Source organism: Actinophytocola oryzae, from assembly GCF_004364325.1.
GTDB lineage: Bacteria > Actinomycetota > Actinomycetes > Mycobacteriales > Pseudonocardiaceae > Actinophytocola > Actinophytocola oryzae.
Genome location: NZ_SOCP01000013.1, coordinates 1 through 24,490 on the forward strand (window position 1 = coordinate 1; position 24,490 = coordinate 24,490).

The 24,490-nt window shown below is 70.3% G+C and carries 21 protein-coding genes; 8 read left to right on the top strand and 13 right to left on the bottom strand.

The genetic code is table 11. The features are described 5' to 3' along the window. Nucleotides 1-98: 98 nt before the first annotated feature. Complete coding sequence (locus CLV71_RS30560; RefSeq protein WP_133906352.1) at nt 99-863, bottom strand: class I SAM-dependent methyltransferase; 765 nt, start codon at nt 861-863, stop codon at nt 99-101. 112 nt (nt 864-975) lie between these two features. Between CLV71_RS30560 and CLV71_RS30565 the strand changes: the two genes are divergently transcribed. After that, complete coding sequence (locus tag CLV71_RS30565) at nt 976-3,327, top strand: CDP-alcohol phosphatidyltransferase family protein (RefSeq protein ID WP_243866808.1); 2,352 nt, start codon at nt 976-978, stop codon at nt 3,325-3,327. Continuing rightward, on the top strand, nt 3,324-4,028 hold the full coding sequence (locus CLV71_RS30570) for a creatininase family protein (protein WP_133906353.1): 705 nt from the start codon (nt 3,324-3,326) through the stop codon (nt 4,026-4,028). Before CLV71_RS30565 ends, CLV71_RS30570 begins: the two co-directional genes overlap by 4 nt. A 55-nt stretch (nt 4,029-4,083) precedes the next feature. Here the strand turns inward: CLV71_RS30570 and ribA are convergent, their stop codons facing one another. The 6 genes from ribA to CLV71_RS48010 form a co-directional block, all read right to left on the bottom strand. Beyond that, nucleotides 4,084-4,725 (bottom strand): GTP cyclohydrolase II, encoded by a 642-nt coding sequence (ribA, locus tag CLV71_RS30575; RefSeq protein WP_133906354.1) that lies wholly within the window; start codon nt 4,723-4,725, stop codon nt 4,084-4,086. Next, nucleotides 4,722-5,663 carry a lysylphosphatidylglycerol synthase transmembrane domain-containing protein gene (locus CLV71_RS30580; protein WP_243866809.1) on the bottom strand — a complete coding sequence of 314 codons (942 nt, stop codon included), beginning with the start codon at nt 5,661-5,663 and terminating at the stop codon, nt 4,722-4,724. The genes ribA and CLV71_RS30580 overlap by 4 nt, the downstream gene beginning before the upstream one ends. A 115-nt stretch (nt 5,664-5,778) precedes the next feature. After that, nucleotides 5,779-6,810: a glycosyltransferase family 4 protein gene (locus CLV71_RS30585; protein WP_243866810.1), complete on the bottom strand. Its 1,032-nt coding sequence runs from the start codon at nt 6,808-6,810 to the stop codon at nt 5,779-5,781. After that, nucleotides 6,807-7,205: a 6-pyruvoyl trahydropterin synthase family protein gene (locus tag CLV71_RS30590; protein WP_133906355.1), complete on the bottom strand. Its 399-nt coding sequence runs from the start codon at nt 7,203-7,205 to the stop codon at nt 6,807-6,809. The genes CLV71_RS30585 and CLV71_RS30590 overlap by 4 nt, the downstream gene beginning before the upstream one ends. A gap of 21 nt (nt 7,206-7,226) precedes the next feature. After that, nucleotides 7,227-8,192 (bottom strand): zinc-dependent alcohol dehydrogenase, encoded by a 966-nt coding sequence (locus CLV71_RS30595; RefSeq protein ID WP_133906539.1) that lies wholly within the window; start codon nt 8,190-8,192, stop codon nt 7,227-7,229. A 95-nt stretch (nt 8,193-8,287) separates the two neighbouring features. Then, nucleotides 8,288-8,452: a hypothetical protein gene (locus tag CLV71_RS48010; RefSeq protein ID WP_166664315.1), complete on the bottom strand. Its 165-nt coding sequence runs from the start codon at nt 8,450-8,452 to the stop codon at nt 8,288-8,290. Nucleotides 8,453-8,469: 17 nt separating this feature from the next. Between CLV71_RS48010 and CLV71_RS30600 the strand changes: the two genes are divergently transcribed. From CLV71_RS30600 to CLV71_RS30610, 3 genes are all read left to right on the top strand, one after another. Beyond that, the gene (locus tag CLV71_RS30600) at nt 8,470-9,090 is read left to right on the top strand and encodes a hypothetical protein (RefSeq protein WP_133906356.1); all 621 of its coding nucleotides are present in this window, start codon (nt 8,470-8,472) and stop codon (nt 9,088-9,090) included. A gap of 236 nt (nt 9,091-9,326) precedes the next feature. Beyond that, a complete protein-coding gene (locus CLV71_RS30605) occupies nt 9,327-10,685 on the top strand; it encodes a glycoside hydrolase family 10 protein (RefSeq protein WP_133906357.1) in 1,359 nt (452 codons plus the stop codon). 171 nt (nt 10,686-10,856) lie between these two features. After that, nucleotides 10,857-11,690: an alpha/beta fold hydrolase gene (locus CLV71_RS30610; RefSeq protein ID WP_133906358.1), complete on the top strand. Its 834-nt coding sequence runs from the start codon at nt 10,857-10,859 to the stop codon at nt 11,688-11,690. Nucleotides 11,691-11,740: 50 nt separating this feature from the next. Here CLV71_RS30610 and CLV71_RS30615 read toward each other — a convergent pair whose 3' ends face one another. From CLV71_RS30615 to CLV71_RS30625, 3 genes are all read right to left on the bottom strand, one after another. After that, nucleotides 11,741-12,361: a lytic polysaccharide monooxygenase auxiliary activity family 9 protein gene (locus tag CLV71_RS30615; protein ID WP_133906540.1), complete on the bottom strand. Its 621-nt coding sequence runs from the start codon at nt 12,359-12,361 to the stop codon at nt 11,741-11,743. 88 nt (nt 12,362-12,449) lie between these two features. Then, on the bottom strand, nt 12,450-13,817 hold the full coding sequence (locus CLV71_RS30620; protein ID WP_133906359.1) for a glycoside hydrolase family 6 protein: 1,368 nt from the start codon (nt 13,815-13,817) through the stop codon (nt 12,450-12,452). A 348-nt stretch (nt 13,818-14,165) separates the two neighbouring features. After that, entirely contained in the window at nt 14,166-15,101 is a 936-nt protein-coding gene (locus tag CLV71_RS30625; protein WP_243866811.1) for a glycoside hydrolase family 6 protein, read from the bottom strand. Between the two features lie 278 nt (nt 15,102-15,379). Here CLV71_RS30625 and CLV71_RS30630 point away from each other — a divergent pair, with 278 nt between their 5' ends. Next, on the top strand, nt 15,380-16,414 hold the full coding sequence (locus CLV71_RS30630; RefSeq protein ID WP_133906360.1) for a LacI family DNA-binding transcriptional regulator: 1,035 nt from the start codon (nt 15,380-15,382) through the stop codon (nt 16,412-16,414). Between the two features lie 56 nt (nt 16,415-16,470). Here the strand turns inward: CLV71_RS30630 and CLV71_RS30635 are convergent, their stop codons facing one another. Further along, complete coding sequence (locus CLV71_RS30635; protein WP_243866812.1) at nt 16,471-19,050, bottom strand: glycoside hydrolase family 9 protein; 2,580 nt, start codon at nt 19,048-19,050, stop codon at nt 16,471-16,473. Nucleotides 19,051-19,294: 244 nt separating this feature from the next. Between CLV71_RS30635 and CLV71_RS30640 the strand changes: the two genes are divergently transcribed. Then, complete coding sequence (locus CLV71_RS30640; protein WP_133906361.1) at nt 19,295-20,341, top strand: lytic polysaccharide monooxygenase auxiliary activity family 9 protein; 1,047 nt, start codon at nt 19,295-19,297, stop codon at nt 20,339-20,341. A gap of 36 nt (nt 20,342-20,377) precedes the next feature. Here the strand turns inward: CLV71_RS30640 and CLV71_RS30645 are convergent, their stop codons facing one another. Continuing rightward, complete coding sequence (locus CLV71_RS30645; protein ID WP_133906362.1) at nt 20,378-20,917, bottom strand: hypothetical protein; 540 nt, start codon at nt 20,915-20,917, stop codon at nt 20,378-20,380. Between the two features lie 161 nt (nt 20,918-21,078). Between CLV71_RS30645 and CLV71_RS30650 the strand changes: the two genes are divergently transcribed. Then, on the top strand, nt 21,079-23,025 hold the full coding sequence (locus tag CLV71_RS30650; RefSeq protein ID WP_243866813.1) for a glycoside hydrolase family 9 protein: 1,947 nt from the start codon (nt 21,079-21,081) through the stop codon (nt 23,023-23,025). Between the two features lie 172 nt (nt 23,026-23,197). Here the strand turns inward: CLV71_RS30650 and CLV71_RS30655 are convergent, their stop codons facing one another. Further along, nucleotides 23,198-24,439, bottom strand: a complete 1,242-nt coding sequence (locus CLV71_RS30655) for a hypothetical protein (RefSeq protein WP_133906363.1) — start codon at nt 24,437-24,439, stop codon at nt 23,198-23,200. Between the last annotated feature and the right edge of the window lie 51 nt (nt 24,440-24,490).

A 24,490-nucleotide genomic window follows, 5' to 3' on the forward strand; every position in this document is an offset into this window, starting at 1 on the left:
CCTGGTCAGCCAAGCTAGGGCCCGGGCCTGCGTCCGTCTCAAGATCCACAAACCGCAGGCTACCGGCCCTGTCACAACCTAACCGACCAGCATTGCGGCTAGGCCGGAATCGCCAGCAGGTCCTCGTGCTCGACGGTCACCCGCAGGTCCTCGCCCAGCCTGCGGGACAGGTACTCCTCCGCCCCCGCACCCAGCTCCGGGTTCTGCTCGCAGGCGGCCGACACCCACCCCCCGAGCCATTCGGACAGCAGCGGTGACGAGGTCAGCCGCCAGTGGCTCGGTCGTCTGTGGACCGTCGCACCCAGACGGGTGAACGCCGTCGCCATCGCCGGGACCGCGGACGGTCCAAGCAGGACACGACCCCCCACGGTACGTCTCTGGTGTGCGTTGAACGCCGCCATCAACTGCTCGTCCAGCGGGTCGGCGGGCGCCAGCTCCACGCGCCCCACCACCGACAGCGTGAACAACGCCGGGCAACCCGCCCCCACACACGCCGCCGCCAGCTCTGTGACCTCCGCCATGGTCAACAGGTCCAGCAGCGCGGAGCCCGTGACGAGTGAGACACCCGACAGCTCGGCGGCGCCGATGGTCGTGATGTCCCGCAGGTCCGTGACGGCCCCGGGCACCGACGCGGCCGCCACCTGCAGCAACGCGGGGTCGAGGTCGGTCAGGACCCACGTCGCCTCGCCGGGGAGCCGGGGCGCCAGCCACCGGGCCATCGCCCCCGTGCCGCTGCCCAGGTCACGAACCACCAGGTCCGGCCCGTTCAGGGACGTACGCAGCGTCGTGAGGAGTTCCTCCGCACGCGCGGACGCGTCGGCGGGTTCACGGAGGGCAAGCCACTGGGCTGAGAAGTCGCTCATCGATCCCTAACACGCGGGGGCCATGTCGGTGGTTCAGAACCATACGGACGCGGCGTGCGTATTCACAGTCGAATCAGATCTTGTTGAGGGCGGAACAGATCTTGGAGGGACCGTGACCGCACCGATCACCCGGACACTCGTCATCGCCGCGGGGGCGATGGCGGGTTTGCTCACCCTGCTGACACTGGCCGGGTCAGCAGGACTCGGCCCACCGGGCTGGCTCGCGGGCACGGCGTTCGCGGCCGCGGGATGGGCCGTGCTCACCGAGGCGGCGTCACGCTACGGGCTCACGCGGTTCGGACCGGCCGACCTCGTCACCATGACGCGGGCGGTACTCGTCGGCGTGGTCACGGCCATGGTCGTGGACACCAGCCACCCCCGCACGTCACTGTGGCCCCTGGCGATCGTCGCGGCGCTCGCGCTCGCGACCGACGCCATCGACGGCAGGGTCGCGCGGCGGACCGACACCGTCTCCGAGTTCGGGGCACGCTTCGACATGGAGGTCGACGCGTTCCTCATCCTCGTGCTCAGCGCCTACGTCGCCACCCAGCTCGGCTGGTGGGTGCTCGCGATCGGCGCCATGCGCTACCTGTTCGTCGCCGCGGCGCGGCTCTGGCCGTGGCTCGGCGCGCCGCTGCCGGTCCGCCTGTCCAGCAAGGCCGTCGCGGCGGCGCAGGGCATCGTGCTCACCGTCGTGTTGCTGCTGCCCACGACGCCCGCGATGATCCTCACCGGGCTCGCGCTGCTGGCCCTGATCTGGTCCTTCGCGTACGACGTCCGCTGGCTGCACCGCAACAAGGCCACCGCGCCCGCCGTCGCGACCGCCACGGCGACTCCGGAGACGACCACGAGGGCCACCCGCAGGCGCCGCATCCTCACACCCGTCGCGTGCGTGCTGGTCCTGTTCGCGCTCCTCGCGCCGGCGAGCCTTTCCGAGCTGACCCCGGCCGCGTTCACCCGCATCCCCGTCGAGGGGCTCCTGGTCGCCGGGCTCGTGCTCGTGCTGCCCGGCCGCGCACGGCGCGTCGCCGCCTCGCTCGTCGGGGTCGGGCTGGCCCTGATCACGATCATGAAGCTCTTCGACATCGGCTTCGAGGAGGCGCTCGGCCGCAAGTTCCACCCCGTCTACGACTTCTCGGCACTGCGACCCGCCGTCGAGTTCGTCCAGGACTCCCTGGGCTCCTTCGCCTCGGTCGCCGCGATCGTCGGCGCGGTCCTCCTCGTCATCGGGCTCGTCGCGGTCATGGTGCTGTCGGTGCTGCGGCTCACGAAGGTCGCCGTCGGCAGGCGCACGTTCGCCACCCGCGGTCTCGCGGCACTCGGCGTGGTCTGGGTGGCCGCCGCCGTGCTCGGCCAGCCCGTCGCCGCGAACTCCGCGGCCAACGAGGTGTACGACGACCTGCGCCAGGCCCGCGCCGACATCGTGGACCCGGACGTGTTCGCGCAGCAGGCCGCGGTCGACAAGTACCGCTACACCCACGGCGACAAGCTGCTGAACGGCCTGCGCGGCAAGGACGTCATCCTCGTGTTCATCGAGAGCTACGGCCGGGTCGCCGTGCAGGGCACCGACATCGCGCCGGGGGTGGACAAGGTCCTCGACGGGGGCACCGACACCCTCAAGGCCGCCGGTTTCGACTCCCGCAGCGCCTTCATGACCTCCGCGACCTTCGGCGGCATCAGCTGGCTCGCGCACTCCACCACGCAGTCCGGCCTGTGGGTCGACTCCCAGCCGCGCTACGACACGCTGATCGGCACCGACCGGCTCACGCTCACGGGCGCGTTCGCGCGGGCGGGCTGGCGCACTGTCGGCATCTCGCCCTCGATCGTCCGCGACTGGCCGGAGGCGAAGTTCTTCGGCTACCAGAAGGCGTACACACGCGACAACGTCGGCTACGAGGGCCCCAACTTCGCCTACGCCAAGATGCCCGACCAGTACACGATGTCCGCGTTCTACCGCAACGAGATCCAGCCCGCGAACCGCAAGCCGGTGATGGCCGAGATCGACCTGGTGTCCAGCCACATCCCGTGGACGCACCTGCCGACCATGATCGACTGGAACACGGTCGGCGACGGCTCGGTGTTCGGGCCCATGCCCGCGCAGGGCAAGACGCAGGCCGAGGTGTGGCCGGACCCGATGAAGGTCCGCGCCGCGTACGGACAGTCCATCCAGTACTCGCTCGACACCCTGATCCAGTACATGACCCACTACGGGTCCAAGGACACGGTCATGGTGTTCCTCGGCGACCACCAGCCGGGTCCGTCGGTGTCGGGTGACACCAAGAACCACGACGTGCCGATCTCGATCGTGGCCGGCGACCCCGCGGTGCTCGACAGCGTCAGCGGCTGGGGCTGGCAGGACGGCCTCAACCCGGGCCCGTCCGCGCCGGTGTGGAAGATGGACTCGTTCCGCAACAGGTTCCTGGACACGTTCGCCGCGCCGCCCAGCGGGCATCCCGGCATATGACCTCACTGCTCCCGACGGGCACGTCCGTCGACGCGCGGGACCGCGACGTGGCCGTGCTCCCGGTCGGCAGCTTCGAACAGCACGGCGCCTTCCTCCCCCTGGCGACGGACTCGGTGATCGCGATGACGGTCGCCGGGGCCGTCGCCTCGGCGCACCCCGTGCTGCTCCTGCCGCCCGTCACGATCTCCTGCTCGCACGAGCACGCCGCGTGGCCCGGCACCGTCAGCATCTCGGCGGCGACCCTGTACGCGATCGTGCGGGACGTGGCGGACTCCCTGCGGCTGCAGGGGATCCGGAAGCTGGCGCTGGTGAGCGGGCACGGCGGCAACTACGTGCTCGGCAACGTCGTCCAGGAGGCCAGTGCGCGCGGCGAGCGCATGGCGCTGTTCCCCACCGAGACCGACTGGCTGGCCGCACGGGCCGCGGGCGGTGTCGAGACCGGGCCGGACACCGACATGCACGCCGGTGAGCTGGAGACCTCGCTGCTCCTGCACGCGCACCCCGAGCTGGTGCCGGAGGACTACGCCGACCACGACGAGCGCGCCGACGAGCGGGACCGGTTCCTCACCCTCGGCCTCGGCGCGTACACGCGGTCGGGCGTCATCGGCAGGCCGTCGCTGGCCACGCCCGCGAAGGGCCGGGACGCGCTGGCCTACCTGGTCACCGCGTTCGGCGACGTGCTCGCCGCGCTGAACCACTGAAGGCACGAGAAAAGGCGCGTCCGGCAGCGGACGCGCCCTTCCTCTGTGGATACTTCTAGGCCAGGTGCGGGAGGAGGTGGTCGAGCCGCTCCCGCTTGGTGCGCAGGTACGGCAGGTTGTCCTCGTTGGGGGCGATGAGCAGCGGCACCCGCTCCACGACACTGATCCCGTTGCGGCGCAACGAGTCCAGCTTCTCCGGGTTGTTCGAGAGCAACCGCACCTGCTCGATCCCGAGGTCGCGGAGGATCTGCGCGGCCACGTCGTACTCGCGGGCGTCGACCGGCAGGCCGAGCGCGAGGTTCGCCTCGACGGTGTCCAGGCCCTCCTCCTGCAGGCGCATCGCGGCCAGCTTGGCGAGCAGGCCGATGCCGCGGCCCTCGTGGCCCTTGAGGTAGATGACCACCCCGGCGCCCTCGGTCACCACCCCGCGCATCGCCGCGTCCAGCTGGTCGCCGCAGTCGCAGCGCGTCGAGGCGAACACGTCCCCGGTGAGGCACTCCGAGTGCAGCCGTGTCAGCGGCGTGGTCCCCGCGACCTCGCCGTACACGAGCGCGACGTGCTCGTGTCCCCACCTCGAGTCGAGGTAGCCAACCGCCCGGAACTCCCCGTACGTGGTCGGCAGGCGGGTCTCCACCATGCGTTCGACCGTCTCCGCGGAGTCCTCGACCTTTGGTCCAACGTCGGCCAGGTCCGTCATGCCACCCTCTCTCGTTTCCGGACAAGCTCCATGGCGACGGGACCGCGGACGTACGCCGCGAGCTTCGCCCACGGCACGAGCGTCAGCGCACCCGGCAGGCTCGCCACGAGCCCCAGCAATCCGAACGCCACCGCGGCGGTCAGGCCCTGCGCGGCCCCGAGGCCCGCGGCGGCGAACATCAACGCCGTCACGCCCTCCCTCGGCCCCCAACCACCCACGTTCAGCGGCAGCCCCATCGCCAGCAGCGCGACGATCACGATCGGCAGCAGCTGCTCCAGCGACTGCGGCGCACCTGCCGCCTTCATGGCGATGAGGAACAGTGTCACGTGCCCGGTGAGTGCCGCGGCGGACAGCGCCGCGATGCTCGGCCAGACGTCCCTCGACAGCAGGCCGCTGCGCACGTCGTCGATCGTGCGGCGCCACCGCGAGCCGACGCCGACCCACCGCCGCGCGGCCAGGTAGGCGAGCACGACCACCCCGAGCACGGCCACGATCGCCAGGCCGAGGCCTCGCGCCGGCCCGGACAGCAGCACAGCCACTCCCGCGACCATCACCACGGCCTGCCCCGCCGTCCGCTCGAGCACGACCGCGCGGACACCGGCGCCGACGTCGCCCTCCTGCTTGCCGTGCGAGACGGCCCGCTGCACGTCGCCGAGCACCCCGGCGGGCAGCACGGCGTTGAGGAACAACGCGCGGTAGTAGTCGGTGACGGCCTTGCCGAGCGACAGTCGCAGGCCGAGACGCCGTGCGACCAGGCACCACCGCAGCGCACAGAGCACGGTGGTGCCGAGCCCGACAAGGAGCGCGGCCGCGACGTCACTCCCGTCGAGTACCCGGAATCCGTCGACGAACCCCCCGCCGCCCACTTTCCACATGAGAGCGCCCACGATCGCCACGCCAGAAGCAAGCTTGAGCCACGTCCAGATCTTCCCGTTCACGCCGCCACCTCGCCTGCTCCGCAGCGCCGGAACGCTCCGCAGGCTCCGCTGCTCCGGCGCTCTCCGCCGGCTCGGCAGCAGCGTGAATACCGATTGTTCACTCCGCAAGCTCCGTTCACCGCAATACTCCCGCGAGCCTCTTCGCCGCCGTCGGCCAGTCCTCGATCTCACGTGCCCGTGCCGCGTCACGCAGCCGGTCGCGCAGCTCGGCCTCGGTGAGCCAGCGGCGCAGCGCCTCGGTGAGCGCGGGCACGTCGTCGGGTGGGACCAGAAGGCCCGGCGTCTTGTTGATGTCCCGGCCGAGCGTGTGCGGCAGTGCGTCCACGTTGGTGGTGAGCACCGGCACGCCGCGCACGAGTGCCTCGGTGACGACCATCCCGAACGTCTCGCGACGGGAGGGCAGCACCAGCAGGTCGGTCCGGTTGAAGGTCTGGTTCAGGTCCTCGTCCGACAGCGGGCCGGCGAGGATCATCTTGTGCGTCAGACCGAGCTTGTCGATCATGGCCTGGATCCGGCGCGCGTGGCCGGGGTCCCGTCTCAGCGAGCCGACACAGACGCACGTCCACGGCAGGTCGGAGAGGTTCGCGAGCGCCTCGGCGAGCACGTCGTGGCCCTTGCGCTGGGTCACCGACGCCAGGCACAGGAGCCGGTTGCCCGACTCCGTGCCGGCCGCGAGGGGCGCGGGGTCGGTCCCGGGGGGCGCGGTGCGCACGCGGCGCGGGTCGAGCCCGTGGTGCGCGATGGCGCGGCGGGCCGCCCACTCGCTGGTGGCGACGACCGCGGTCGCGGCACGCAGCACCTCGCGTTCGCGCCGGTCGAGGCCTGCCGCGCGTTCGGCGGGCAGCCCGGTCTCGTCGGCGAGCTGCAGGTGCAGCACGACCACGAGACGTAAGCGGCGTGCCTGGGGCACCACCACCTCCGGCACACCGCACGCGACGAGCCCGTCGATCAGGACGACGGACCCGTCCGGGATCTCGCCGAGGGTCTGGGAGAGTGCGACGCGGGCCTTGGTGCTCGGTGTCGGCCAGCGGCCCGGCACCGTCGCCTTCTCGAGGCCCAGCAGCTCGCACATCCGTCTGTCATAGGTGTTGCCGCCACTCGCGACGGTGACGTCGTCGACGTCCCCCGGCAGTATGAAGACCGTCACATGGACCGCCGGTAGGTCGCCCAGGCCACATGGGATTCCTTCAGTGTCACCGAGATCTCTGCGAGCCCGGTGGCGCTGTCGCCGAGGGATCCGTTGTGGACACGGTCGACCAGGCGGTCGGCGATGACCTTCGCGAGGAACTCCGTGGAGGTGTTGACCCCCGTGAACTCCGGCAGCTCGTCGAGGTTGCGGTAGTTCAGCTCGCCCAGTACCGCCTTGAGCTGGTCTGTCGCGAGCCCGATGTCCACGACGATGTTGTCCGCGTCCAGCTCGGTGCGGGAGAACGTGGCGTCCACGACGAAAGTGGCGCCGTGCAGCTGTTGCGCGGGGCCGAACACCTCTCCGGTGAAGCTGTGCGCGACCATCATGTGGTCGCGGACGGTGAGGCTGAACACCCTGCGCCTCCTACGGTCGGCTTAGTCGCTGTCGTAGGTAACACGCAGGCAGAGCGAAGACGGTTCACGGCTGATCAGCTTCGGCAAAGCCGCAGGTAGGTCGTCGAACCGGCACTGGTCGGCCACCAGCGCGTCGAAGCAGGGGTCGGCGAGCAGGTCCAGGGCCGTCGCGAGGCGCTGGCCGTAGCTTCGCGGCCGGTTGGGCGAGACGGTGCCGACCTGGCTGCTACGGATGGTGAGGCGCCGGGAGTGGAACCACTCCCCCAGCGGGATGCTGACGCGGCGGTCGCCGTACCAGCTCAGCTCCACGCAGACGCCCTCCGGCCGGAGCAGCTCGAGTGCCCGGGTGAGGCCCTGCTCGGAGGCGCTGGCGTGCACGACGAGGTCACGGTCGGCGCGGGCGTCGTCCGGGAGGGCGAACTCCACCCCGAGCTTGTCGGCGATCTCCGCACGTGCGGGGTCGATGTCGACGAGCTGGACCTTCGCGGCCGGGATGCCGGCGAGGATGCGGGCGACGGAGGCCCCGACCATCCCGGCGCCGACCACGGCGATCCGGTCGCCGACCTGCGGGGAGGCGTCCCAGACGGCGTTGAGCGCGGTCTCGATGGTGCCGGCGAGCACGGCGCGTGCGGCGGGCACGGCGTCGGGCACGACGGTCACGGCGTCGGCGGGGACGACATAACGGGTCTGGTGTGGATAGAGGCAGAAGACCGTGCGCCCCAGCAGCTCCGCCGGTCCACTCTCGACGATCCCGACGTTGAGGTAGCCGTACTTCACGGGTGCGGGGAAGTCACCCTCCTGGAAGGGGGCGCGCATGATGTCGTGCTGGCTCGCGGGCACCCCACCCCGGAACACGAGCGCCTCGGTGCCCCGGCTGACGGCCGAGTAGCGCGTGCGCACGACCACGTCGTCCGGCCCGGGGTCGGGCAGCTCGACCGCCCGCAGTTCCCCGTAGCCCGGCTCCCGCACCCAGAACGCCCGCTCCACCGCCACCGGCCCCGCCTCCTCGTCCACCGCGTCCGGCCCGCCCCCCAGTGCACTGAAGGACGCCTTCGTAACGCCCAGCGTAAGGAAGGCGTCCTTCAGTGCATGGGGGCCTCGGTCGCCTCGGCGGCGCGGGTGTGGAGGCGGGTGCGGATCTCGTCCGGGGTGTAGGCGCGTCGCTTGCGTTCGGCGCGGGCGATGGCCGCCCCGGTCGCCGCGACTCCGGCCAGGCCGGCCAAGCCGACGATTTTCCACCAGCGCACGGGCCTAGGCTACCCGGATGGCCGTTTCACTGGACGAGGCAGTCGAGCTGACCCGCACCGGCGACGTGTGGTTGTTCCGAGGGTCGACCGTGGCGGACCGGACCATCCGGATCACCACGAACAGCCCGGTCAACCACGTCGGCATGGCGATCGTCATCGAGGACCTGCCGCCGCTGATGTGGCACGCGGAGCTGGGACGGTCCCTGCGGGACGTGTGGACGGGCGGCCACCAGCGCGGCGTGCAGCTCCACGACCTGCGGGAAGCGGTCGTGCTGTGGACCACCCGGTACCGGCAGCGTGCGTGGCTGCGCCAGCTCGAGCCGCTCGCGGGCAAGGAGATGGAGGACGCCGCGCTGCGGACGGTCGCGCGCCTGGACGGGACACCGTTCCCCTCGACGGCCAAGCTCTTCAGCCGGTGGCTCTACGGACGCGCTCCCATCCCGAAGACCAGGACGACCGACGCGAAGCTGGAGACCGCGTACTGCGCGGAGGTCGTCGCGCTCACCTACCAGGCCATGGGCCTGCTGCCGGACCGGCGCCGCGCCAACTGGTACGACCCCGGCCGTTTCTGGAGCGGGGACGACATGCCGCTGCTGGCAGGCGCGTCACTGGGCCGGGAAATCACCGTGACGACCTGATCGATACTTCCACAAAAGTTTCGACACTCCACCGGCTGTCGCAAACCAGCAGCTCAGCGTATACGCGGCTCAACCGGCCGAAACTTTCCGATAATATTCCGGAAAACAATGATTGACATTCGTTCTGCCTCGCACTGAGAATCGGAAGAGCTGTAGCTGGTCGCGATCGAGTCGTCGCTCAGCGTTGCGCGAAATCCAACTCCGGTTTGGTCTAGTACAGCGAGGAAGAAACAGTCATGGTCAAGGAATCCCTGCGAGCCGTCGCCAGGAAGGCGGCGGTGTTCGTGGCGGCAGGCGCGATGGCGGCCTCGGGCGCGGTGGCGCTGGCCGGCACCGCCGACGCCGCCACGACGCTAGGTGCCGCGGCCGCGGCTCGCGGCAGGTACTTCGGCGCCGCGGTGGCCGCGAACCACCTCGGTGAGGCGCAGTACGCGAGCACGTGGACAACCGAGTTCAACGGCGTCACGCCCGAGAACGAGATGAAGTGGCAGACGGTCGAACCCAACCGCAACCAGTTCAACTTCTCCTCCGCCGACCAGATCGTCACCCAGGCGCGCAGCCGGGGCATGACGATCCGGGGGCACACACTGGTGTGGCACTCCCAGCTCGCGGGCTGGGTGAGTGGCCTCGACGCCACCAACCTCCGCTCGGCGATGCTCAACCACATCAACGGCGTGATGGCGCACTGGAAGGGCCAGATCTACGCCTGGGACGTCGTCAACGAGGCCTTCGCGGAGAACGGCGGCCGTCGTTCCGAGTCGGTGTTCCAGCAGAAGCTCGGCAACGGCTACATCGAGGAGGCCTTCCGCGCCGCCCGCACAGCCGACCCGAACGCCAAGCTCTGCTACAACGACTACAACACCGACGGCATGAACGCGAAGAGCAACGCCGTCTACGCGATGGTGCAGGACTTCAAGAGCCGAGGCGTGCCGATCGACTGCGTCGGCTTCCAGTCGCACTTCAACGCCCAGTCCCCGGTGCCGAGCAACTACCAGCAGAACCTGGCACGCTTCGCCGCGCTCGGCGTCGACGTGCAGATCACCGAGCTGGACATCGAGGGCTCCGGCACGGCACAGGCGAACAACTACGCCAACGTCGTGCGTGCCTGCCTCGGCGTGTCCCGCTGCACCGGCATCACGGTGTGGGGCATCCCGGACAAGTACTCGTGGCGGGCGAGCGGCACGCCGTTGCTGTTCAACGACAACTACGGCAAGAAGGCCGCGTACACGTCGGTGCTGAACGAGCTGAACGGTGGCACGACCGACCCACCGCCGGACGACCCGGAGGACCCGCCGCCCGCCGACGGTGCCTGCGCGGCGACCGTGACGACCAACCAGTGGCAGGGCGGCTTCGTCGGCACCGTACGGGTGACCGCGGGCTCGGCCCAGGTCAACGGCTGGACGGTCACCGTGACGCTCCCCTCCGGCGCGACCCTGACCAGTGGCTGGAACGCGAACCGCAGCGGCAACTCGGGCACGGTCCAGTTCACCAACGTCGGGTTCAACGGCTCGATAGCTCCCGGGCAGTCGGTCGAGTTCGGCTACCAGGGCACCGGGACCGGAACCGGTGTGACCCCCAGCTGCGCGGCCGACTGACCGGGGACTCGCGCGCGGTGCGTACGTGGCCCACCACTCCAGCCACGCACGCACCGCGCCGTGTCAACGCTCACAACCGGGGCGCACCCGGAATGACCCGCTCGCGCCGCACCGTTGTGCCGGACAGCGGAGAACGTCCGTTCTCCCGGGTCCAGCAAAGGAAACAGCGCGATGCCGTTCATCACCGTCGGGACAGAGAACGCCTCGAACGTCGACCTGTACTACGAGGACCACGGCGAGGGTCAGCCGGTCGTGCTCATCCACGGGTACCCGCTCGACGGGCACTCCTGGGAGAAGCAGAGCGCCGCGCTCCTGGCCGCGGGCTACCGTGTCGTCACCTACGACCGCCGCGGCTTCGGCCGGTCGAGCCAGCCCACCACCGGCTACGACTACGACACCTTCGCAGGCGACCTGAAGGTGGTCCTCGACACGCTGGACCTGACCGACGCCGTGCTTGTCGGCTTCTCGATGGGCACCGGTGAGGTCGGCCGCTACCTCGGCACGTACGGGTCGGCCAGGGTCGCGAAGGCAGCCTTCCTCGCCTCGCTCGAGCCGTTCCTGCTCAGGACGGACGACAACCCGGAAGGCGTGCCGCAGGAGGTCTTCGACGGCATCTCGGCCGCGGTGAAGGCCGACCGCTACGCCTACTTCACCGAGTTCTACAAGAGCTTCTACAACACCGACGACAACCTCGGCACGCGGCTGTCCGAGGAGGCACTGCGCAACAGCTGGAACGTCGCGGCGGGTGCGTCGTGGTTCGCCTCCAGCGCCGCGGTGCCGACGTGGCTCACCGACTTCCGCGCCGACATCCCGAAGATCGACGTACCAACGCTGATCCTGCACGGCACCGCCGACAACATCCTGCCGATCGACGCCACCGGGCGCCGCTTCCACGAGCTCCTGCCCGCCGCGAGGTACGTCGAGATCGAGAACGCGCCGCACGGCCTGCTGTGGACACACGGCGACGAGGTCAACGAGGAGCTGCTCGCCTTCCTCGCCGAGTGAGCGAAGAGGTGGCGGTCACCTTCCGGAGGCGACCGCCACCCTCCCTACGGCTAGCTGAAGTTCACGTCACTGCACCAGTAGTAGGACTGGTCCAGGTGACTCGCCTGCCAGATCGTGTAGACGATGTGGCGACCGGTCCGGCTGCCCGCGTTCACGTTGAGGAACGTGTGTTCCTGCGGCGGGGTCTTCCCCACGGTCGTCACCAGCTCCAGGTCCGACCACCGCAGAGCCTGCGTGATCGGGTTGAAGCCCTGTTTCGTGATGTAGACGCGGTAGTAGTCCGCGCCGTGGAATGCCTGGTCGTACACGTCGACGGTGAAGTTCCGCGACTTGTTGACGGCCTTCCAGTCGCCCACCGTGTCCATGGCCCGGTACCTGCCGCCCTGGGTGCGGCCGGCACTGCACAGCTGGCCGTCCGGGATGGCTGCCTGGTGGTTGCCTGCCACGCCCTCGCGGTAGAGGCCGTTCCAGTTCCACATGGCGTTGGTGTCGGTCTGCCACGCCTGCCAGCACATCGGGTCCTGCGTGGCCATCGCCGGGTTCTGGAAGTCACTGCCCCAGCGCTGCCAGCAACCGTAGTTGCGCGACGGCGGGTCGATGGTGGTGCCGTGCGCCGACGCGGTCGACGCGAAACCGACCAGCAGGGTTGCCACCGCCGCGAGAACGGCCATGGCACGTAGTCGGATAGACACTTCTCCACTCCTTTCTATCCTTTGTGGACGGTGGCGGGCCCGCGTTCGTGGCGGGCCCGCCCTTTCGTCACAGCGGTGGGTAGGCGTTACGCATCAGTTCCTGGAACTGGGCCGAGAACCAGTGACCGGACAGCGGCGAGTTCGCGAGCGCGCCGGAGGGGTTGTCGCCGTTGCGCGGGTTGCACTGGTAGGCGGGATCGCACATCTCGTCGAAGCCCTTGCCCTCGTCGTTCGGGATCTCCTGGCTGGCGCCGTCGGACTCGCCCGGCGGCTTCATCCACACGTACGCGTCGACCCCCGACGCCGGCACGGCCGTTGGACGCTCACCGAGACCCGCACCGGACTGGTTGCACCAGTTGCCGATGTGGATGCGCCGGTCGACGCGGCCGCCGTCGACGTAGGCGTCCACGGACGTCTGGGGGCCGGGGCCGGTCGGCCGGGCGCTCCCGCCCCAGCCGTTGCGCGAGGTGTCGATCAGCATGCCGACCCCCTGGTCGAAGCCGGCCCGCACGAGCCGTTGCCGGAACGCCTGCGCGAAGGACAGCTCGTCGACGTAGCGGTTCCAGTCGACCCACCTGGACTGGCGCACGGGGTCACCGAGGCCGTCGACGGTGAAGTACGGCTCACGCAGCACCGAGTAGTTCGCCGTGTTGGTGATGAAGCCGTGCACGTCCGCCGGGGTCGCGCCCTCGGCGCGGGCCGCCTCGGCGAACTGGTCCACGGCCGCGCCGAAGTTGTCGTCCCAGCCGATCCAGCCGTGGTGCGCGGCGTCGACGTAGTTGTAGACGTTCTCGATCGCGCCGAGCCTGCCGAGCGCGTAGCCGACGCCCCTGACGTAGTTGCCGTTCGCCTTCATGACGTCGCACCGGGGTGTCGCCGTCGGCCTGCCACCGGTGTTGGTCACCAGGTTCGGCAGCGAGTCGATCTCGGTGACGGTGACGATCCGCAGGTCCGCGTAGGCGGGGTCGGCGAGGATCTCGGCGATCGGGTCGATGAACTCGGACTTGTACCTGGGCAGGTCGTCCGGTCCCAGCTCGCCGTTGGACGCGAGCGCCGCGCAGTCGCGGCCGGGCAGGTCGTAGATCACGAGCTGGATCACCGTCGGCTCACCGCCGGACTGGCTGACCGCCTCGTCGAGGTGGTCGCGCAGGCCCATGCCGCCACCCGCGCCCTCGATCGCCGCGATCCGGTCCAGCCAGACGCCGGTCGGCTGGTCGGCGATCCGGCTGCCGCCCGGTTCGGCGGCGGCCTTCGCCGACCACTCGGGGCTCACGTAGACCCGGGCACCCGCGTAGGGGTTGTCCACTCTCGGGGCGGGAGTCGCGGACGTGGTGCCGGCGGCGACGGTGAGAACCGATGCCGACGTGAGAGCAGCGGCGGCCAGGGCGCGAAGCAGGCCGGTCCCCGGCATGCCCCGTGCGATGGCTGAACGCATGATGACTCCTTTGTCCTCAGGCTTTCAGGGGAGAATTTGGGAACGCTCCCAGCGACTGACTGTAACGGTGCAGACCGGACACGTGAAGCTTGAACGGGCGAAGCCGACCCGAACTGGCGACGGACTGTGATTTTCCGACCGGACAAAACGGTCACGGACTAGGCCGTTCGGGGGGTGTTCGATGGCTGACCAGTGCCTACGCCACCGGAACGCAGCCGTGCTGGGCTGTTCGGCTGTTGATCTTAGCCCGATCGTGCGAACTTCTCGCGGATCGGTAACGGTCACCGAAACGAAAATATCGGCGAGGCCGGAATTGCCTCGCCGATATTTCCGAGAACGTCGCGCTAATCAGCCGCCGGCCAGCTCGAAGGCGCGCTGGGGCACGAACTGGCCCGCACTCGCGATGCAGCCGTCGGCCTCGCCGGGCAGTTTCACCCACAGGAACGCGTCGATCCGCGCGTCACCCGTCTCGGTCGTGCTCGGCGTGCCGATCCGCCGCCCCGCCGGGTCGCACCACTCACTGCCGAGCGGGCCGTTGCCGTTACGGCTCGTGTCGATCACCGCGTGCAACCGCCCGTCGCCGACGGCCGAGAGCACCGACCTGGCGTAGGAGACCTCGGCGGCGGAGGTGCGGTAGTTGGACACGTTCGTCGAGATGCCGTCGGCGCTGTTGGAGATGTCGGCCGCCCGCAGCCGGGCCGCCGCCTCGGCCGCCGGGAGCCACGCCGAGTGTCCGATGTCGAAGTACACCTTGGCCTGCGCCGAGCCCGCCTTGAGCCGCTTTCCCGCGTAGGCCATGGAGTTGCGCGTCTCGGCCTGCTGGGCCGCACTCTGGCAGTCGGTCATCAGCGGCAGCACGTCCGGCTCGAGAACGATGTACGCGGGCCGCCCGGCGAGCCCGGCCGCGACCTCGTCGATCCAGGCCCGGTAGGCCGCGTGCGAGGGCGCGCCGCCGGAGCTGGCCCCGCCGCAGTCGCGGTTCGGGATGTCGTAGACGACCATGATCGGGATCTTCCCGGCGGCGGCCGCGGCGCCCACGAAGGCACTGACCTGTGCACGCACCGTGCTCGTGTTGGTCGTGGTGAACCAGCGCGCCTGCGGCACGCTCGCGATCCGGTCCCGGATGACCGCGGCGCGGCCGTCGTTCGGGTTGGCGGCGACCCAGCGGGCCGCGTTGGTCTCCGGGTCCACGTAGAACACCGACGGCGCGGCGGCGGCCGGGGTCGCCGACGCGGCCACACCGGCAACCACGCCGATGGCGACCACCCATTTCCTGATTCCCATCCAAGCCTCCGTAAGAAAACACGTGAAGACGGATGGGAGCGTTCCCAAGAATAGCTTCCCCAGTGTGCGTGGTTCGCCACGCGGAGTCAAGGAACCACCGGCCATGGGAAGGTTCCCAGTATCATGACCGGGATGCGGGAGTGCGCGCGACGAGGCGGACACTGTCCCGGCCGCGGCGTGCGCACAGGGTAAGAGGGCGAGCACACTCCGGGGGCGGGCGGCGTCTTTCGTGCGGCGACCAATTCCTTTTCAACCAGCGGGAATTGCGGGAGTGCGGCATGACGAGCGACGGTCGTCGAACACGGGCGAGCGGGCGCCCGACCCTCGAACAGGTCGCGGTCGAGGCGAACGTCTCCCGCGGCACGGCGTCGCGGGTCGTCAACGGCTCGCTCGAGGTGAGTCCCTGGGCGCTCAAGGCGGTACAGGACGCGATCCGCAAGCTGGGCTACGTGCCCAACCACGCGGCACGCAGCCTGGTGACGCAGCGCAGCGACACGGTGCTGCTGGTGGTGTCGGAGTCAGAGGACCGGGTGTTCGGCGAGCCGTTCTTCGCGAGCCTCGTCCGCGGGCTGTCCCTGGAGCTGTCCACCACCCCGCTGCAGCTCAACCTCATCATGGCGAACACGGCTCGCCAGCACGGCCGCGTCGAGCAGCAGGTGCGCAACGGCCACGTCGACGGCGTCTTCCTGATCTCGCTGCACGGCGACGACCCGCTCCCCCGCAACCTGATCGACGCGGGCGCACCGGTCGCGGTGATCGGCCGGCCCATGTCGGACATCGGCGCGGCCCCCTACGTCGACGCGGACAACGAGTCGGGTGCCCGGTCGGCGACCGAGTACCTGTACAACCAGGGCAGGCGCCGCATCGCGACGATCACCGGCCCGCAGGACATGGCCGCGGGCGTCGACCGGCTGGCCGGCTACCGGTCCGCGCTGCGGGGCAAGCGGGGCGTGTCACGCCTGATCGCGCAGGGCGACTTCGGCCAGGCGAGTGGCGAGGCCGCGACCCGCGAGCTGCTCGCGAAGGACCCGACGCTCGACGCGATCTTCGCCGCGAGCGACCTCATGGCGGCAGGCGCGCTGCGGGCGTTGCGGGCCGCGGGCAGGCGGGTCCCCGACGACGTCGCGGTGATCGGCTTCGACGACTCCGAGGTCGCCCGCCACACCGACCCGGCGCTCACCAGCGTGCGCCAGCCCATGCAGCAGATGGGCCGCGAGCTGGCCAAGCTCCTCATCACCCAGCTGCGTGACCGGGAGACCAAGCTCAGCCCGGTGATCCTCCCCACCGAGCTCATCATCCGCGAGTCCACGTGACGCGCAGCTGACTCCGGAGCGGGCGGGCCCGGCGGCGCGGGCCCGCCCGCTCACGGTCACGCGGCGCAGAGGTGGTCGTTCACCGTGAACCTGGTCGGCGGCGTGTGCTGCCCGGTCTTACCCGCGTTGAAGCCGAGCGTCACCGTCCCGCCGGGCGGCACCGGCTGCTGCCACGACTCGTTGTTCGCGCTCACCTGGCGGTCCTGCTGGGACCACGTCGCCGACCAGCCGCTGGTCAGCCGCTCGTCGCCGCCGAAGGCGAAGCGCAGTGCGAAGCCCTGCCACGGGGTGGTGCCGGTGTTGGTCAGCGTCACCTGGGCGGTCAGGCCCGTCGCCCACGTGCTGGCGTCGTAGGTGACCCGGCACGCGCCCGCCGCGTCGGACTGCTCCGCGGTCCAGTTCGACAGCCACGCGAACGCCGAGTTCCAGTTCACGGTCACCTCGTTGACCGAGTACGCCTCGATGTGGTCGACGAAGCAGCGCTGCGGCGCGCAGCCGGTCAGCAGCCGCGCCGCCACCGGGTCCTGCAGCCGGCTGTTCGGGCCGCCGGACATCGCGCCCGCGGGCGCGTTCGGCAGCGACGGGTCGAGCTGGTTGGCCCAGAACCGGTGGTGCACGTTCCGCACGGCCTGCTCGCCGTAGCCCGCCACGTAGGAGTAGTCGGCCGGGTTCCTGCCGAGCAGGTAGTCGAGCGCGGTGAACACGCCGTCGCGGTACTTCGGCGCCCTGGTCAGGTCGTAGGCCAGCGCCAGGACGACGCCGTTGTTCGCGACCAGGCCGTTGGAGCCCCACTCGTAGCGGCCGTCCTCGGTGCGGTAGGGCGCAGGGTGCCCGGCCGACGCCATGTTCGCGAGGTGCGTGTCCGCGGTCGACACCAGCGCGGCTCTGATGGCGCTCACCCCCGAGGCCGGCAGGCTCGTCGGCACGATCGCCAGCGTGATGTCACCCAGTGCGCCGGTCGCCGCCCAGTCGAAGCCGCGCGGGGTGAGGCTCTTGCCCGCGTAGAGCGGCGAGCCCGTCACGTCCGCGCGGTAGCGGCCGGTGGTCGCGAACAGCTCGGCCGCCGCCCAGTAGAACTCGTCGGACACCGTGGAGTCGCTGTAGGTGCCGCCGCCCTGGCCGTCGTTCGGGTCGGCGAGCACGTCCGGGTGTGCCTTCGCCGCCGCGTAGGCCTTCTCCGCCGCCGCGAGGGCACGGGACGCGAACGCCGGGTCGTAGGTCTTCCACAGCCGGGCGGCCTGTGCTGCCGCGGCGGCCAGGTTGAGCGTGGCCGCCGTGCTCGGCGCGGAGAGCCTGCGGGGCTGGGCGTCCTGGTCCGGCCGGGTCGGCAGGCCGGTCCACTGCTCGTCGTGGATCTTGTGGTGGGCCATGCCTGCGAGCGGTTTCCCGTCGGGCACCTGCATCCGCAGCAGGAACTCGACCTCCCAGCGGGCCTCGTCCAGCACGTCCGGCACGCCGTTGGACCGCTCGGGGATGTCGAGGGTGCCGTCGCCGAGCGCGGCGGCGTCACCGAGGCGCAGGGCGCGCTCGTACTCGTTCTGTAGCTGCCAAGCCGAGATCCCGCCGTTCACCACGTACTTGCCGTGGTCTCCCGCGTCGTACCAGCCGCCACGCACGTCGAGCGTGTAGCCGCAGGCGAGGTCCGCCCGGCACGGCACCGCGTTGTCACCCCGGTTGGGTGCGACGTTCACGTGCCCGGCGGGCCGCGCGTGGGCGGCGCCGACGTACTGCGCCTCGATCGGCGTGCCGCTGCGCTGGTGGTAGAAGAACGCGAGCGAGTCGTACCGCAGGCCGGTGAGCGCGGTCGTCGAGATGTCGAACGGGAAGCTCGTGTCGTCCCCGACCGTGAGCGTGTAACCGCTCCCCTGCCTGGTGTAGGAGGAGAAGTCGGCGATGTGCACGTTCTCCCCCGAGCCCGCGTCGAGACCCTTCGGCACGGTCCGGCCGCGTGCCACGGCGGTGCCCGCCGCGTTCTTCAGCGTCCAGACGAGCGGCGTGGTCGACTCGGTGGCCACGGTCGCGCGCTTGGGCAGGTTCGGCAGGTAGCCGACCTGGTTGACCCGGACGGGTGGCGCCGGTTCGAGGCCCGGTGGCGGCAGCACGCCGCCGACCAGCGAGACGTTGTCCACGCACACCGTGTTGTCGAAGGTCTGGCCGCCGAGCCAGAACGTCAGCTGGCCGTTGCCTGCGGCCGGGAAGTCCAGTGACGACTGGAAGGTGAACGTGAACGTCTGGGCCGTCGGCGTCAGGTTCGCGTCGAGCTTCGCGATCTGCCGGTAGGGCGCCACGGCCTCACCGGCCACCGCGCTCACCTGTTGCAGCGTCGCGGCCCGCGCGTCGAACCGCAGCGTGTAGGACTGGCCCGCCTCGTAGGGCACACCGTTCTGGCCGACCAGCGCGTCGTAGCCGTTCACCGCGCCGCCGGTGACGTCGACGCACCACTCGCCGCCGCTCACCCGCCCGGCCGTGCCGGGACCCGTCCACCACGGGTCGGCCGCGCCGGAGTCGAAGGCGCCGTTGACGACTCGTTCGTAGTCAACGGCTTCCAGGGCTTCGGCGGATGCCGCGAGTGGCGCGCCGAGCGCCAGCAGGACAGCAGCGGCCGTCATCGCCCGCCACCAGTTCTTGATCACCACGACGTGATCTCCCGTCTGCCTGGGACCGACCGATTGGGAGCGCTCCCACAATCTGACCACACCCGCCCCGGCTGGGCAGACCACGGCGCGGGCGGTCGAAACCACCGGCGCCGTCGACCGAACGGCCCAGCCCGTTGGGCGCAACGTTGTGCGGCCCGTGACGGGATGTTTCCCGTCCGCAACCGCGCACGCTACCGTACCAGTACTGGGAGCGCTCCCAGTACGCGTGAGGAAAGAAGGACCGATGACACGAAGATGGGCAACAACGGTGTTGGCCGCCGTCGGGATGTTGATGGCCGGCCTGATAACGGCGACGGTGACCGCGGCGCCCGCGGCGGCACACGGCGCGCTGATGACACCGGGCAGCAGGACGTTCCTGTGCTGGCGCGACGGCCTGTCGCAGCAGGGCGACATCCAGCCGAAGAACTCGGCGTGCGCCGGCGCGGTGGCGCAGAGCGGGGCCAACTCGCTCTACAACTGGTTCTCCGTGCTCCGCTCGGACGGCGCGGGCCGCACGACCGGCTTCATCGCCGACGGCCAGCTCTGCTCGGGCGGCAACCCGAACTTCGCCGGCTTCGACCGGACCGGCAACTGGCCGCTCACCCACCTGACCTCGGGTGCGAGCATGAACTTCACCTACAACGCGTGGGCCGCCCACCCGGGCTGGTTCTACCTGTACGTCACCAAGGACGGCTGGGACCCGAGCCAGCCGCTGCGCTGGGACGAGATCGAGTCCCAGCCCTTCGCCTCGGCCGACCACCCGCCGCTCGCCGGCTCGGTCGGCAGCGTCGACGCCAAGTACTCGTGGACCGCGAACCTGCCGTCGGGCAAGTCCGGCAGGCACGTCATCTACTCGGTCTGGAAGCGCTCGGACTCCAACGAGACCTTCTACGGCTGCTCGGACGTCACGTTCGACGGCGGCAACGGTGAGGTCACCGGCGTCGGCGTGGTCGACAACCCGCCGGACCCGGGCGCCCCGGCGAACGGCGCGTGCAGCGCGAGCTGGGCGGTCACCGGCAGCTGGAACGGCGGCTACCAGGCGGAGGTGACGGTCCGCAACCCGGGCACGACGACGCTGTCCGGCTGGCGTGTCGGCTGGTCGATCCCGAGCGGCACGACCATCAACAGCGTCTGGAACGGCACGCTGACGACCGACAGCCTGGGCACACAGGCGACGGTGAGCAGTGTGGGCTGGAACGGCTCGATAGCGCCGAACACGACCAGGTCCTTCGGGCTGACGGCGAACTCGTCGAGCAGTACCGCGCCGCCGCTGACCTGTTCGAGTCCGTAGTGCGCCGACACCACTGGATCGGCGGCTTCAGTGGTGTCAACCGTGCGCGTGCTCGGAGTTCGCGAACACGCAGTCCTGTTCGTCGGCGGGGATCCGGTGGGCCGTGGGGTCCGTGTAGTCGCACAGGAACCAGTACAGCCCGAGCCTGCTCACCCCGAGCGCGCCTGCCGAGACCCCGAACCCGTTGCCGAAGGCGAACGACGGCCCGTCCGCCACCTCGCCGTCGGTCATCGCGTCGTGCCACGATTCCTGAAATTTTCGCTGCGCATCGCCTTCGAACAACACCAGCCCCACACGCGGGAATTCCGCGGACACCGAACAGGTCGCCCATTCCGCGACGTAGGGCTCGAAGCGCGCGGCGTTGTCCGGGCCGAGGAACTCGACCAGCGCCTCCGACGTCTGCGGGATCACCTCGTCGCAACCCCCTGCGGAGTCCCGCATCCAGTCGACGAGCTCGTCCATTGTGGTCAGCCGCTGGCCGAGGGCCGCGGCGCCCCTGGTGGCGCCCTGCTGCACGCCGGAGCAGCCCGTGAGCACACAGAACGCGGCCAGGAATATGAGGGCGACGCGCTTCATGGCTTTACTGCTCTACTCCGAAATCGACACCGGCACAACCGTCCTCGTACGGATGGCGCAGCCCCCTTCCCAAATCCAACATCGAACCCCTACACTTCTGGGAGCGCTCCCAGGGCGCCCCGCTCGGCGGATCGACCGGAAGCCCTCGACGAGGAGGACCCGTGCGCAACCGGCTCTCACTGCTCACGGTGCCGGCCATGGCCTGCGCCGTGCTCGTGGCACCCTCGGGTGTCACGACGGCTGCCGCGGCGCCCGCCTTCAACTACGGCGAGGCCCTGCAGAAGTCGATCTGGTTCTACGACGCCCAGCGTTCGGGCGCCCTCGGCTCCGGCAACCGCGTCGCCTGGCGCGGCGACTCGGCGCTGAACGACGGCCGCGACGTCGGACTCGACCTGACCGGCGGGTTCTACGACGCGGGTGACCACGTCAAGTTCGGGCTTCCCTTCACCGCCAGCATGACCATGCTCGCGTGGGGCGCCATCGAGGAGCAGGCGGCCTACCAGCGTGCGGGCCAGCTCGCGGCGCTGAAGTCGAACCTGCGCTGGGGCATGGACTGGCTCATCAGGGCACACCCGCAGGCGCAGGTCCTCTACGGGCAGGTGGGCAACGGCAACGCCGACCACCAGTGGTGGGGGCCTGCCGAGGTCATGCCGATGGCCCGCCCCGCCTACAAGATCGACGCGAACTGCCCCGGCTCGGACCTCGCGGGCGAGTCCGCCGCCGCGATGGCCGCCGCGTCCATGGTGTTCACCGACGACGCGAGCTACCGCAACACCCTGCTGACGCACGCGAAGCAGCTCTACACCTTCGCCGACCAGCGGCGCGGCAGGTACAGCGACTGCATCACCGACGCGCAGAACTTCTACCGCAGCTGGAGCGGCTACCAGGACGAGCTGGTGTGGGGCGCGATCTGGCTCTACCGCGCCACGGGCGACGCGACCTACCTCGCGAAGGCCGAGGCGGAGTACGACGCGCTCGCCAACGAGCAGCAGACCACCACGAAGTCCTACCGCTGGACCATCGCGTGGGACGACAAGTCCTACGGCGACTACGTGCTGCTGGCCGAGCTGACCGGCAAGCAGAAGTACTTCACCGACGCCAACCGCTGGCTGGACTTCTGGACGGTCGGCGTCAACGGCCAGCGGGTCACCTACTCCCCCGGCGGTCTCGCCTTCCTCGACACGTGGGGCTCACTGCGTTACGCCGCCAACACCGCGTTCGTGGCGCTGGTGCACAGCGAGAACGTCACCGACCCGACGCTCAGGGCCCGCTACCACGACTTCGGCGTCCGCCAGATCAACTACACGCTGGGCCAGAACCCGCGCAACGCGAGCTTCATGGTGGGCTTCGGGCAGAACCCGCCACGCAACCCCCACCACCGCACGGCACACGGCAGCTGGACCGACAACATCACCCAGCCCGCGCAGAGCCGCCACATCCTCTACGGCGCGCTCGTCGGCGGCCCGAACTCGAGCGACGCCTACACCGACAGCCGCCAGGACTACGTGGCAGGCGAAGTCGCGCTCGACTACAACGCCGCCTACACCGGGGCGCTCGCGAAGCTGTACGACGAGTACGGCGGCACCCCCCTGGCCGACTTCCCGCCCGCCGAGACCCCGGACGGGGCCGAGCTGTACGTCCAGGGCGCGGCAACGCAGCAGAGCACGACCTTCACCGAGGTGAAGCTGTACGTCGCCAACCAGTCCGCGTGGCCCGCGCGGGCCCTGGTCGGCGGCAAGGTCCGCTACTTCTTCACCCTCGACGGCACGACGACACCGGACCAGCTCACGGTCACCACGAACTACAACCAGTGCGGCGCGGCGTCGGCCCCGATCCAGTGGAGCGGCAACGTCTACTACGTCGAGGTGCCCTGCCCCGACTCGATCGCACCGGCCGGGCAGAGCCAGTACCGCAGGGAGATCCAGGTCCGCGTGACGAGCCGAGGCACGTGGGACCCCACCAACGACTGGTCGTACAGCGGGCTGCCCTCGGGCAGCGGCGCACAACCGGCCAACACGAGCCGCATCGTCCTGACCAACGCGGCCGGCGCAGTCCTCTGGGGCAGCGCGCCGCCTCGGTCAGTGTCCGGGAGTCCCTCCGGACGCTGACACAGGGCGGGTCGCCGGCCCGTGGCAACCGGCGACCCGCCCACACTCTCGCCAAGCGATCGGGAGAGCGTTCACATCCCCCGCGTCGGAGATTGTGATCGTGCACATCGGCGTGTGCGACCACACGGCCCCGGTCCCGCCAGCCGCCGCTGGCGGGACCGGGGATCCCGTCTCACGCAGGCAGGCTCGAGAGGGGCACGGCGAACACCGTGCGTCCGCAGGCCTGGCCCGCGCCCGCGCAGTCGCCGTTGGACCACTCGGACTGCGACCAGACCAGGCCGGTGGACCAGTCGTAGGTGAGTGCCTCCGGGTGCACGGCCCAGCACGCCCTGGTCGGGGTGGTGCCGCAGGTGGCGGAGACGCTGGCGGCCGTGGTCTGGGTCCACAGCTGGCCCGGCTGCGTCGCCGAGCTGTGCGCCACGTACCACTTCCCGTCGTGCGCCAACACACCCTGCATGTTCCCGACCGAGCCGCGGTAGGCCTCGGTGGCGGCCACGGTGCCCGAGGAGCCGGCGGCGAGGAGGAAGTCGGCGCCCATGCCGTACCGGTAGAGCCGGCCGCGCAGGGTCTGGTCGGCGAAGTACTCGGTGGTGACCAGGCTGGCGGGCGACGTGCTGCGGTCGAGCGAGAGGGACGAGAAGCACGGCGTGCCGGTGTCGGTCGCCATGTCGCAGGTGCCCGCGGCGTAGCTGTAGTAGCCGATCTGCATCATGGCGTACTCGTAGCCGTAGGCCGCGTACCCGCTGCTCGTCCTGCCGATGGCGCTCGCGCTGTCGGTCATCCGCAGGATGTGGGTGGTGCTGAACACGCGGATGGCGGTGGAGGTGTTGCCGACCGCGGTGACGTAGATCTTGTCGCCGTACCAGGCCATGCCACCCATGTGGGCCTTGGCCGCGGTGAAGGTGGTGCCGGTCGAGTTGGGCACGGCGAGGTAGACCATGCGGAAGGCAGGCGCGGCCGGGTCGTCGTAGTTGATGAAGTGGATCCGCGCGTCGTTGGCCCGACCGAGCTCGTCGGTGCCGTGCCAGCCGGACAGGATGATCCTGTCCGCGCCCCACAGGCCGTCGTCGTCGGCGTCCCCGGAGGTGGTGATGCCCTGCGGGACCCACGCCGTGCTCCCGGCGCGGTCGGCGTCCCAGCACAGCGCGGCGGTCGCCGTCGGCACCCTGGGCAGCGCGGCCTTCTCGTTGCTGGTGCAGCCGGTCATCGCGTGGTCGGCGTCGTGCGCGACGGTGTTGGCGCTGACGTTGGTCATCACGCCGTCGAGAGCGGCGAGCGCCGCGGCGGGTGTGGCGTGCCAGACCAGGCCCTGCTTCGTGGTCGTGGTCAACGGGTCGTCGTAGGCCGCGGTGGCGACGGTGGGTGCCACGAGCAAGGCACCCACCACGGGCAGGACAACCGCGAACACCCGCATGACGACCTCCACCGTGAAGAAATGACATAATGATTCATCTGTGAGAAATGA

Excerpts from the sequence above, each read along its gene's own strand:
- CLV71_RS30560 (WP_133906352.1), bottom strand. The coding sequence starts at position 863 with ATGAGCGACTTCTCAGCCCAGTGGCTTGCCCTCCGTGAACCCGCCGAC.
- CLV71_RS30570 (WP_133906353.1), top strand. The coding sequence starts at position 3,324 with ATGACCTCACTGCTCCCGACGGGCACGTCCGTCGACGCGCGGGACCGC.
- ribA (WP_133906354.1), bottom strand. The coding sequence starts at position 4,725 with ATGACGGACCTGGCCGACGTTGGACCAAAGGTCGAGGACTCCGCGGAG.
- CLV71_RS30600 (WP_133906356.1), top strand. The coding sequence starts at position 8,470 with ATGGCCGTTTCACTGGACGAGGCAGTCGAGCTGACCCGCACCGGCGAC.
- CLV71_RS30605 (WP_133906357.1), top strand. The coding sequence starts at position 9,327 with ATGGTCAAGGAATCCCTGCGAGCCGTCGCCAGGAAGGCGGCGGTGTTC.
- CLV71_RS30610 (WP_133906358.1), top strand. The coding sequence starts at position 10,857 with ATGCCGTTCATCACCGTCGGGACAGAGAACGCCTCGAACGTCGACCTG.
- CLV71_RS30615 (WP_133906540.1), bottom strand. The coding sequence starts at position 12,361 with ATGGCCGTTCTCGCGGCGGTGGCAACCCTGCTGGTCGGTTTCGCGTCG.
- CLV71_RS30620 (WP_133906359.1), bottom strand. The coding sequence starts at position 13,817 with ATGCGTTCAGCCATCGCACGGGGCATGCCGGGGACCGGCCTGCTTCGC.
- CLV71_RS30625 (WP_243866811.1), bottom strand. The coding sequence starts at position 15,101 with ATGGGAATCAGGAAATGGGTGGTCGCCATCGGCGTGGTTGCCGGTGTG.
- CLV71_RS30630 (WP_133906360.1), top strand. The coding sequence starts at position 15,380 with ATGACGAGCGACGGTCGTCGAACACGGGCGAGCGGGCGCCCGACCCTC.
- CLV71_RS30640 (WP_133906361.1), top strand. The coding sequence starts at position 19,295 with ATGACACGAAGATGGGCAACAACGGTGTTGGCCGCCGTCGGGATGTTG.
- CLV71_RS30645 (WP_133906362.1), bottom strand. The coding sequence starts at position 20,917 with ATGAAGCGCGTCGCCCTCATATTCCTGGCCGCGTTCTGTGTGCTCACG.
- CLV71_RS30655 (WP_133906363.1), bottom strand. The coding sequence starts at position 24,439 with ATGCGGGTGTTCGCGGTTGTCCTGCCCGTGGTGGGTGCCTTGCTCGTG.